This window comes from Mangrovicoccus sp. HB161399 (assembly GCF_013184745.1).
GTDB lineage: Bacteria > Pseudomonadota > Alphaproteobacteria > Rhodobacterales > Rhodobacteraceae > Mangrovicoccus.
In genome coordinates this window covers 1-10,348 of record NZ_JAATVU010000125.1, presented here as the reverse complement: position 1 = coordinate 10,348, position 10,348 = coordinate 1, and the positions used below count along the sequence as shown (strand labels likewise).

The window sequence follows — 10,348 nt, the reverse complement described above, 5'->3', positions numbered from 1 at the left end:
TGCCGGGCAGGTTCCGGCTTCGGCATGCCAAGCTCTTGACCCGCCGGATCCATGCCGTGAATCCCGGAAGCCGACGAGTTCCGCAACAACGCCAGTCCGGTGCAAAGCTGCGGCACCTTCGCCAGTTTACCTCTGGGCAGGCTCCTTCCGATGTCGCCAGCCGGGGGGCTCTCTGGCGGCGCTCCTTGCGCGGGTGCGGCGTCGCTGCGCGGTTGGGCGCTGGCCGGTCTGTCCGCCGGGGCGGGGACCGCTCCTCAAAAGGAGCAGATCCGCTGGATCGCCCAGAAGGCCGCGGTCGAGCCGACGGCGTAGCTCGCGGCCCGGGCGAAGATCTCCCGCCTTGCCGCTAGCATCGGCAGGAGCCGCCGCGCGGCCAGCCCGGCCAGAAGCACTGTGCCGATGAACAGGAGCTGCCCCGCCTCCACTCCGATATTGAACGCGAAGAGCGCCAGCGGCACGTCGCCCTGCGGCAGGCCGATCTCGCGCAGCGCCCCCGCGAAGCCCAGCCCGTGCACCAGGCCGAACCCGAAGGCGACCAGCGCTGGGAAGCGCTCGGCCAGCGGATCGCGGCGGTCCGGCGGCAGCGCAAGCTCCCATGCGAGGAAGACGATGGAGAGGGCGATCACCGCCTCCACCGGCGCGGACGGCAGCGTCAGCCAGCCCAGCGAGGCTGCCGCCAGCGTCAGGCTGTGGGCCGCCGTGAAGGCGGTCACCGCCCAGAGCAGCCGCCGCGGCGCGCGGACCAGCAGAACGAGCGCGAGCACGAAGAGCAGATGGTCCGCCCCCTCGAGGATATGCACCGTCCCGAGCGCCGCGTAGCTGGCGAGGATGCCGCTCCAGCCCGGCGCGGCGTCGATCCGGAACTCCGGCTCCGCTGCCGTCAGGCGGCGGGTCTGCGGCACGCCGGGAGACAGTTCGTAGCGGACCAGCGTGTCGGTGGCGGTCCGCTCCAGCCCGTCGATGCGCAGCGTGCCGCCGGCGATCCCGCCGGGACAGGAGACGATCTGCACCGCGCTCCAGGCGCGGCCGTCGAAGGCCGGGGACGGAAAGCCGGCCGGGCTGCAGCTGCCGGGCAGCCGGGCGTCCAGCGGCATCGGATGTCCCGAGACGTCGGGCACCCGCCAGGTCGCGCGCCAGCGGTCGCCGCCGAGCGCGGACAGTTCCAGATAGCCGGGATCGAGTGCATGGGCGGCCGCCCGGAGCGGGAACATGAGCGGCAGGATCAGCAGGAGGATCGCGGCCAGGCGGATCATGGCAGCTGCACCTCGCCGGCGGCGGGCAGCTCGACCTTGTAGCGGGCGAGCATCGCCGCGGAGAATTCGCTGCGCAGCCGCCGCGCCTCAGCCGCGCGCCAATCGGCAAGCACGCGGTCTCGGACCGCCTCGAGCGGCGGAAGCTCAGACGTGCTCTGCGCCTCGATCTTCACCAGATGGCGGCCATAGCCGCTGTCGACCGGGCCGCTCCAGAGGCCGGCGGGCAGGGCCGCCAGCTCGGCGGCAAAGCGTTCGCCGAACACCCGCCCGACCGCCGGAAGCGCCATGCCCTCCATGTCGTCCGGCAGCAGCGTGCCCTGTCCCAGCCCGGACGGATCCGCCCCGGCATCGAGGGCCCGTCGCAGCTGCGCGATCTCGTCGGGCCCGGCCCCGGGCGGCAGCAGCAGCTGGCGGAAGCTGACCTTGCCCGGCGCCGCGTAGCGCGCGGCATTCTCGCGGTAATAGGCGGCGAGCTCGGCCTCCTCGGGGTCCTGTGCGGCTGCGGGTCCTTCGGCGAGGAACAGCATCTTCTGGCGCAGGCGGCTGCGCACCACGCCGTCGCCGCGGTCGAGCCCGAGCGCCCGCGCCTCGCGCACCATGGCTTCTTCGGCGGCCCAGTCCTGCATCAGCGCCTCCAGCTCCGCAGGACTGGGCGGGCGGCCCCAGACCGAAGCGAATTGCGCGGCCAGGCCGGAGGCAGCCTCCGGCGACAGCTGGATCGTGCCGGGGCGGGCGGTTTCTTCCGGGGCCGGGTCCAGCACGGCGTAGAGCGCGAAGACCAGTCCGCCGATCACGAAGAAATGCAGCAGCGGCGAGGCAATCAGGCGGCGCAGGCTCATCTGGCGTCCTTGGCTTGGGCGGGTCCTCGGCCGGACGCGCCGTTGTCGGTTCCGGTTTCCCGTCTTGCCGGAAGGTTCAGCCGGCAGGGGCGCTTCCGTCAATGCCCGGCGCGCGCCGCGCAAGCCCGGACAGGTGCGTCGGCCGGTCAGGCCGCGGACCGCAGGGTCCGGGTCCAGGCGGCGATGGCGGCCGCGGCGCTCCCGATGTGATCGGCCTGGCTCGCGGCGGTGACGCGCTTGCGCGGCTTCAGGTCGTGGTCGCCGTCCTCCAGCCAGCAGAACGATATCGCCGGAGAGAGCGCGTAGCCTGCGACCTCCTCCCGCGTGCCGAACGGGTCGCGGCTGCCCTGGCAGATCAGCGCGGGCACCGCGAGCTTCTCCAGATGCGCGGTCCGCAGCCGCTCCGGCTTGCCGGGCGGATGGAACGGATAGCCGAGGCAGGCCAGCCCAGCTGCCCGGCCGGTGCGGAACAGCTCCTCCGCCACCAGGCTGGCCACCCGCCCGCCGAGCGACTTGCCGCCGACGATCAGCGGACCCGCCGCGGCGAGTTCCTCCGCCGCGGCGATGTACTCTCCGCAGAGTGCCTCGGCCCTCGGCGGCGGGCGCTTCGGACCGCCGCTGCGGCGTGCCGCCATGTAGCCGAATTCGAACCGGGCGCAGTTCAGCCCCGCCGCGGCCAGCCCGGCCGCGATCCCGTCCATGAACGGCGTGTCCATCGGCGCCCCCGCGCCATGCGCCAGCAGCACCATCGGCCGGTCCGGCCCGCCGCCGTCGAGAAGAAACTGCATCTGTCCGACCCCCGATGCCTGTCCGGTGCACAGCATCGCGGCAATGCCGCCGCCCGGCAAGCCCGGCCGTCAGTCCAGGCCGCGCTCGCGGTCCGCGGGGTGCGGCACCTGCCGCGCCCAGCCGGCATACTCGCCGCTGGTGGCGCGGGCATGCAAATCGGCCAGCGCGCCGATCGGGTCGCGCGGGTGGTGGTCGATCCTCAGCGTCAGCGGCGCATGGTCCGGGCGCAGCACCAGCAGTGCCGCGGAATAGAGCCCGCGGCTGTCGCTGCCGGCCCCCGCGCCCGCGCGCAGGGCCGCGATCAGGCGGCGGCTGACGGAGCCGCGGGCGGAGGCATATTTTTCCGCCAGCGCGGGCAGCACGTCGAGATTGGCCAGCAGGTTCCCCGCGGCGACGCCCTGGTCGAAGACCAGACCGCCCTTGGCATCGGTGTTCAGATCGCCGGTGTGCACCGCCCCCTGCCCCGCGAGGTCCAGCGCCGAAAGCTGGCGGTGCGCGCGGCCCCTGTCCGGCCCGGTGATCCGCTCAACCGCTTCGGGGGCGGGCACGCCTTCGCGCATCAGCGCCAGCACGTCCTCGCCCCAGAAAGTCGAGGGGGCCGCGCCCTGCGAGGCCGACATGCCCGCGCGGATGTCGCCGCGCAGCACCCAGCCGCCGACGCAGAGGCTGCCCGTCGCCGCCGCCCCGCCGATGGTGCCTGTTTCCGCATCGCGCACAAGAATTGAGAAAGTCATCCGGAAGCTCCGCCTGTTCGCTCTCAATTTATCATGAAAAATTGACTGCGCAATTTATCACGATAAATTCGAATCAAATTACCGAAAGCCACAGGGAGCGCGAAGATGGATATCTGGAACTGGACCCGGCGCGGCGCCCTTGCCGCCTCTGCTGCCGCCCTTCTGGCCGGTGCCGCGACGCTCGGGGCGGCGCCCGCAATCGCCCAGACACCGCCGGGCGTGCTGATCGTCGGGCAGATCGCCGAGCCGAAATCGCTCGACCCCGCAGCAGTCACGGCAGTGAACGACTTCCGCATCCTTGTGAATCTCTACGAGGGGCTGGTGCAGTACAGCCCCGGCACGCTGGAGGTCGCGCCGGCGCTCGCCACCGACTGGACGATCAGCGATGACGGCACCGTCTATACCTTCACCCTGCGCGACGGCGTCACCTTCCATGACGGCACGCCCTTCAATGCCGAGGCGGTGAAGTTCAACTTCGACCGCATGCTCGACGAGAGCCACCCGTTCCATGATACAGGCCCCTTCCCGCTGGCCTTCTTCTTCTCCGCGGTCGAAACCGTCGAGGCGGTGGACGAGCTGACGGTGAAATTCACGCTTTCGGAACCCTATGCTCCCTTCCTGTCGAACCTCGCGTACCCGACCGGACTGATCGTCTCGCCCTCGGCCGTCGAAGCCTCCGGCGCCGATTTCGGCCGCGCGCCGGTCGGCACCGGTCCGTTCAAGTTCGCCGAATGGCGGTCGAACGAGGCGGTGGTGATCGAGAGGAACCCTGATTACTGGGGCGATCCGGCGGGAACCGAGGCGGTGGTCTTCCGCCCGATCACCGATGCCAATACCCGCGTGGCCGAGATGCTGGCCGGCGGCATCGACCTGATGGTCGAGGTGCCGCCCGTCGCGCTGTCGCAGTTCCAGGGGGACGACTTTACCTTGGCAGAGCAGGCCGGGCCGCATCTGTGGTTCCTGATCCTCAACGCCAAGGAAGGTCCCTTCGCCGACAAGCGCGTCCGCCAGGCGGCGAATTACGCGATCAACAAGGAAGCGCTGGTCAATGACGTGCTCGAAGGCACCGCCGAGGTCGCGGCAGGGCCGACGCCCCCGGCCTTTGCCTGGGCCCATGACGAGGAGCTGGAGCCCTATCCCTACGATCCGGAAAAGGCGAAGGAGCTGCTCGCCGAGGCAGGTGCGGAGGGCGCGACGCTGACCTTCTATGTCACCGAGGGCGGCTCGGGCATGCTCGACCCGGTGCCGATGGGCACCGCGATCCAGGCCGACCTGGCCGCCGTGGGGTTCGACGTGAAGATCGAGACCTATGAATGGAACACGTTCCTCGGCGAGGTGAATCCCGGGCTCGAGGGCAAGGCTGACATGGCCGAGATGGCCTGGATGACCAACGATCCCGACACGCTGCCCTTCCTCGCGCTGCGCACCGATGCCTGGCCGGACGAGGGCGGGTTCAACTCGGGCTACTATTCCAACCCCGAGGTCGACGCGCTGCTGGAAAAGGCCCGCGTTTCCACCGATCAGGCGGAGCGGGCGGACCTCTACAGGCAGATGCAGCGGATCGTGCAGGACGACGCGCCCTGGGTCTTCGTGGCCAACTGGAAGCAGAACGCCGTGACCTCCTCGCGCGTGGAGAATTTCGCGCTGGAGCCGTCCTTCCTGCTGATGCTCAAGGACGTGGCGAAGAATTGACCGCGACGGAGGCCCCGCTGGAGCGGCTGCGCGAGTTCTGCCTCGGCTTTCCCGAGGCGGAGGATCAGCCGATGCGGGGCGGGCCGGCCTACCGGGTGCGGGGACGGATCTTCGCCATGCCGCGGATGGAGGGCGGCGCGCCCGCGGTCTGGCTGAAAGCGCCCCGCGGCGCGCAGGCGGTGCTGGTCGAGGCGGCCCCGGCCACCTTCTTCCGCCCGCCCTATGTCGGGCCGAAGGGCTGGATCGGCCTGCGGCTCCATGCTGGGACCGACTGGGAGGAGGCAGAGGCGCATATCCGCCGCAGCTACGCGCTGGTAGCGCCGAAGGCGCTGGCGCGGCTGGCTGGGGCGGACTGACACGGGGGCCAGGCAGAACGGGAAAGGGACCGATGGCCGGATACATTCTGAAGCGACTGCTTTCGGCGATCCCGGTGATGCTGGGCATCACGGTGATCGTGTTCCTGATCATGGCGATGATCCCGGGCGATCCGGCTACCGCCATCCTCGGCAGCTACGCGACGCCGGAAAACGTCGAGAAGCTCAACCGCGACCTCGGCCTCGACAAGCCCCTGGTGCAGCGGTACTTCATCTGGCTCGGCAACATGCTCACGGGGGATTTCGGCCGCTCCTTCTCGCTGAACCGTCCCGTGCTGGACGAGATCGCCGAACGCTTCTCGGCCACGCTGATCCTCGCGGGCACCGCCTTCGTGCTGTGTTCGATCCTCGGCATCCTCGCAGGCGCCATCTCGGCGGCACGGCAATACAGCCTTGCCGACAAGGCGATCACCTTCGTCGTTCTGATCGGCATCTCGGTGCCGTCCTTCTTCCTCGGCATGATGATGATCCTGCTCTTCGCGGTGAACCTGCGCTGGCTGCCCGTGTCGGGGATGTACGCGATCTATGGCGGCGGCGACCTGCCCGACCTGATCGCGCACCTAGCCATGCCCGCGCTGGCGCTGGCCGCCGTGGCCACCGGCGTGATCGCCCGGCTGTCGCGGTCCGCCATGCTGGAAGTGCTGCGCCAGGACTACATCCGCACCGCCCGCGCCAAGGGCGTGCCCGAGCGCCGGGTAGTCTACGGCCATGCGCTGCGCGCCGCGATGGTCTCGGTCATCCCGGTGCTCGGCATCCAGGCCGGCTTCGTGCTGTCGGGCGCGGTCTATATCGAGATGGTCTTCCAGTGGCCCGGCGTCGGGCGGATGCTGGTCGACGCGATCCTCAAGCGCGACATCCTGCTGGTGCAGGGCGGCGTGGTCTTCGTCTCGGCCTGCTACGTTCTCTTCAACATCGCCGTGGACGTCGCACAGAGCCTGCTCGACCCGAGGATCCGCACATGAGCGCCTTCCTCAAGCTCCTCTTCCGCAACCGCCTCGCCGCGATCGGCGCCGTGGTGCTGGGCCTGATCCTCGCGCTGGTCCTCGTCGCGCCGCTGCTGCCGCTGCCGGATCCGGACGCCACCGCCACCTCCGAGCGTTTCGCCCGCCCCTTCTCCGAAGGCCACATCCTCGGTACTGACCATCTCGGCCGCGACCTCGCCGCCCGGCTGGTCCACGGCACCCGCGTGTCGCTGGCCATCGGGCTCTTCGCGGCACTGGCCGCCGCGGTGCTCGGCTCGGCCATCGGCATCGCCGCGGGCTATTTCGGCGGGCGCACCGACAACGTCATCATGCGCGCGATCGACATGCTCATGGCCTTTCCCTACATCCTCTTGGCTCTGGCCATCGTCGCGGCACTCGGCCCGGGGCTGAGAAATGCGCTGATCGCCGTGGCCGCCGTCAACATTCCGTTCTTCGCCCGCAACATCCGCGGCATCACCGTGGGTCTCGCCGGGCGCGAATTCGTCGATGCGGCGCGGCTGGCTGGCATGGGCCACACGCGGATCATCCTGTCCGAGATCCTGCCCAACGTACTGCCGGTCATCGTCATCGGCATCTCCACCACGGTGGGATGGATGATCCTGGAGACGGCCGGCCTCAGCTTCCTCGGGCTCGGCAGCCAGCCGCCCCAGGCCGATCTGGGCTCGATGCTGGGCGAGGCGCGCGCAGCGCTGATCACCGCGCCGCATACCTCCGTGGTGCCCGGGCTGATGATCTTCCTGATCGTCATGTCGATCAACCTGCTCGGCGACGGGGTGCGCGACGCGCTCGACCCGCGGCTGAAATCCGGCGCGCTGGCCCGGCCCCGCGCCACCACCCGCGTCGACCGCCGCGGCCCCGTGCCGGAGGAACCCGCCAAGGGCCTCCTCGACCTGCAGCGGCTTGAGACCCAGTTCCACGTGGGCAAGCGCGTCTACAAGGCGGTTAACGACGTCTCGCTGCATGTGAAGCCCGGCGAATGCCTCGGGCTGATCGGCGAGAGCGGTTCCGGCAAGTCGGTCACCGCGCTGTCGGTCATGGGGCTCGTCGCCTCGCCGCCCGGGGCCATCACAGGCGGCGCGGTGCGCCATGACGGCGAGGACCTGCTGTCCCTGCCCTATGACGCGCTGCGCCGCCGCCGCGGCGAGAAGGTCGCCTATATCTTCCAGGATCCGCTGGCGACGCTCCACCCGCTCTACCGCATCGGCGAGCAGATGGCCGAGGCGATCCGCGTGCATCACCGCATCTCCGACCGCGAGGCGCGGGCAAGAGCGCTGGAACTGCTGCGCGCCGTCCGAATTCCGAACCCGGAAAGCCGCCTCGGCAACTACCCGCACGAGATGTCCGGCGGCATGCGGCAGCGGATCGGCATCGCCATGGCGCTGGCCAACGACCCCGAGGTGCTGATCGCCGACGAGCCGACAACCGCGCTCGACGTCACCGTGCAGGCGCAGATCCTTGCCCTTCTGGACGAGCTGCGGCGCGAGCGCGGGCTCGCTATCCTGTTCATCACCCACGATTTCGGCGTGGTCGCCCAGCTCTGCGACCGGGTGGCGGTCATGTATGCCGGCAGGATCGTCGAGCAGGGACCCACGGAGGAAATCCTCGCCCGTCCCGCCCATCCCTACACCGCGCGGCTGATCGCCTGCGTGCCCGAACTGGGCGAGGGCAAGCGCGAGCTGGCCGCCATTCCCGGCCTGCCTCCCGTGGTCGACAGCCTGCCGCCGGGCTGCGCCTTCGCCCCGCGCTGCGACAAGGCGCAGGAGGATTGCCGCAAGGGCGCGATCGACCTGGCCGGCACCGGGACCCATGACGTGCGCTGCCTGCATCCGGAGGTAACCCCATGAGCACCGCGCTGAAGGCCGAGAGCCTCTCCAAGACCTTCTCCGTCTCCGGCGGGCTCTTCTCGCGCGCCCGCCCCGGCGTCCGGGCCGTGCGGCCGCTGAGCTTTTCGGTCGAGACCGGGGAGACGCTGGGCATCGTCGGCGAGTCGGGCTGCGGCAAGTCCACCCTCGCCCGCATGCTGGTCGGGCTGCTTCCTGCCTCGGAGGGCAGCATCGAGATCGCGGGCAAGGCGCTCGACACTGCCGATCCGGCGGCCTTCGGGCGGCTGATCCAGTACGTGTTCCAGGACCCGGTGTCGTCGCTCAACCCGCGCAAGACCATACGCCAGATCATGGAAGCGCCGCTGCGGCTCCTCCACGGCATGGACCGGGCGGCGCGCGCTGCGCGGATCGCCGAGATCTTCGGCAGCGTCAACCTGCGCGACGAGTTCCTCGACCGCTACCCGCACGAATTTTCCGGCGGCCAGGCCCAGCGGATCGGCATCGCCCGCGCGCTCGCGGCCGCGCCCGAGATCCTGATCCTCGACGAACCGGTCTCGGCACTCGATGTTTCGGTGCAGGCGCAGGTCCTGAACCTGCTGGCGCGGCTGAAACGGGAATTCGGCCTGACCTACCTCTTCATCAGCCACGACCTGGCCGTGGTCGAGGCGGTCAGCGACCGGGTCATGGTGCTCTATTTCGGTGCGGTGGTGGAGATCGGTCCCGCACGGGAAATCTTCACCTCGCCGAAACATCCCTATACAAGGCTGCTAGCGGCAAGCGCGCCGGTGGTCGGCCGCCCGCTGGCCGCCCCCGAGCAGAAGGACAGCGAGCTGCCCGATCCGCTGGATCCGCCGCCGGGCTGCGCCTTTGCCGGGCGCTGTCCGCGGGCCAGCGATCTGTGCCGCCGCGAGGATCCGGCGCTGGAACCGATGGGAGAGACGAGGCTTGCCGCCTGCCACCACCCGCTCGAAGACTGAACCGCGGCTCAGCCGCCCCGAACAGGTCGCACGCAAGATCAAGGACGCCGTCGTAGAACGCGGCCTGCGCCCGGGCGACCGCCTGCCTTCGGAGGCCGAGATGATGGCCGAATTTGCCATGTCCAAGGGCACGATCCGCGAGGCGATGCGCATTCTCGAGGCGCAGGGGCTGGTGAAGTCGCGCACCGGACCGGGCGGCGGGGTCTTCGTCCACGAGGTCGGCACCGAGCGGGCGCGCGCTCTGCTGTCGAACTATTTCTGGTTCCGCGACCTGACCATCGCCGATGTCTACCAGATGCGCCGCGCGATGGAACCGGAGCTGGCCGCCGCCCTGGCGGGGCACCTGGAAGAGCCGGTCCTGGCGGAGTTGGAGGCGATCGCCGCGCGCTATGCCGCGCCCGCCGCCACGATCGAGGAGGAGCGCGACCAGCATGTCGCCTCGCTGGATTTCCACGCCACCCTGGCGCGGCAGTCGGACAACCCGCTGCTGGGCTTCGTCATCGGCTTCACCGTCAGCCTGCTGACCGAGATCACGCTGCAGCGGCAGCTCTACGAGCCGCCGAACGAGCAGCTGCGCGCGACCGGCCACGACTACCACTGCCGCCTGCTTGCGGCCCTGCGCGCGGGCGACGGCGGCGCGGCGCGGGCGATCATGAAGGCCCACATGGAGAACGCCTGGAGCCTGATGGGCAACCAGGAGGCGCTGGCGCTCGGACGTTTCCTGCCGGACTGAGCCGTGCGGGCGTGGCGGCTGCCGGGGCCGCAATCCGGCGCGGGCCTTCGGCGCCGGGGCGGACGGGGTGATTGCCTCCCCGCAGGAAGCCGCGCTGATCCGCGGCCTGCCCGAAGCGGACGGCCGCCTGATCGTCACTCCGGGCGTGCGT

General features: G+C 70.4%; 10 protein-coding genes and 1 pseudogene. 7 read left to right on the top strand and 4 right to left on the bottom strand.

Features of this window, described 5'->3' with window-relative positions:
* Positions 1-254: 254 nt before the first annotated feature.
* From HCC78_RS30320 to HCC78_RS30305, 4 genes are all read right to left on the bottom strand, one after another.
* Positions 255-1,253 carry a HupE/UreJ family protein gene (locus HCC78_RS30320; protein WP_172332476.1) on the bottom strand — a complete coding sequence of 333 codons (999 nt, stop codon included), beginning with the start codon at positions 1,251-1,253 and terminating at the stop codon, positions 255-257.
* Positions 1,250-2,092: a peptidyl-prolyl cis-trans isomerase gene (locus HCC78_RS30315; RefSeq protein WP_172332475.1), complete on the bottom strand. Its 843-nt coding sequence runs from the start codon at positions 2,090-2,092 to the stop codon at positions 1,250-1,252. The genes HCC78_RS30320 and HCC78_RS30315 overlap by 4 nt, the downstream gene beginning before the upstream one ends.
* 146 nt (positions 2,093-2,238) lie before the next feature.
* Complete coding sequence (locus tag HCC78_RS30310) at positions 2,239-2,880, bottom strand: alpha/beta family hydrolase (protein WP_172332474.1); 642 nt, start codon at positions 2,878-2,880, stop codon at positions 2,239-2,241.
* A 69-nt stretch (positions 2,881-2,949) separates the two neighbouring features.
* Entirely contained in the window at positions 2,950-3,615 is a 666-nt protein-coding gene (locus HCC78_RS30305; RefSeq protein WP_172332473.1) for a DUF1028 domain-containing protein, read from the bottom strand.
* 105 nt (positions 3,616-3,720) lie between these two features.
* On the opposite strand from HCC78_RS30305, the gene HCC78_RS30300 reads away from it, so the two are divergent.
* From HCC78_RS30300 to HCC78_RS34225, 7 genes and pseudogenes are all read left to right on the top strand, one after another.
* On the top strand, positions 3,721-5,307 hold the full coding sequence (locus HCC78_RS30300; RefSeq protein WP_172332472.1) for an ABC transporter substrate-binding protein: 1,587 nt from the start codon (positions 3,721-3,723) through the stop codon (positions 5,305-5,307).
* On the top strand, positions 5,304-5,663 hold the full coding sequence (locus HCC78_RS30295) for an MmcQ/YjbR family DNA-binding protein (RefSeq protein ID WP_172332471.1): 360 nt from the start codon (positions 5,304-5,306) through the stop codon (positions 5,661-5,663). Before HCC78_RS30300 ends, HCC78_RS30295 begins: the two co-directional genes overlap by 4 nt.
* A 32-nt stretch (positions 5,664-5,695) precedes the next feature.
* The gene (locus HCC78_RS30290) at positions 5,696-6,643 is read left to right on the top strand and encodes an ABC transporter permease (protein ID WP_172332470.1); all 948 of its coding nucleotides are present in this window, start codon (positions 5,696-5,698) and stop codon (positions 6,641-6,643) included.
* The gene (locus tag HCC78_RS30285) at positions 6,640-8,508 is read left to right on the top strand and encodes a dipeptide/oligopeptide/nickel ABC transporter permease/ATP-binding protein (protein WP_172332469.1); all 1,869 of its coding nucleotides are present in this window, start codon (positions 6,640-6,642) and stop codon (positions 8,506-8,508) included. Before HCC78_RS30290 ends, HCC78_RS30285 begins: the two co-directional genes overlap by 4 nt.
* The gene (locus HCC78_RS30280; protein WP_172332468.1) at positions 8,505-9,464 is read left to right on the top strand and encodes an oligopeptide/dipeptide ABC transporter ATP-binding protein; all 960 of its coding nucleotides are present in this window, start codon (positions 8,505-8,507) and stop codon (positions 9,462-9,464) included. Before HCC78_RS30285 ends, HCC78_RS30280 begins: the two co-directional genes overlap by 4 nt.
* Positions 9,433-10,197 carry a FadR/GntR family transcriptional regulator gene (locus tag HCC78_RS30275; RefSeq protein ID WP_172332467.1) on the top strand — a complete coding sequence of 255 codons (765 nt, stop codon included), beginning with the start codon at positions 9,433-9,435 and terminating at the stop codon, positions 10,195-10,197. The genes HCC78_RS30280 and HCC78_RS30275 overlap by 32 nt, the downstream gene beginning before the upstream one ends.
* A gap of 40 nt (positions 10,198-10,237) precedes the next feature.
* Positions 10,238-10,348: pseudogene (locus HCC78_RS34225) on the top strand (orotidine-5'-phosphate decarboxylase); the annotation flags it as partial.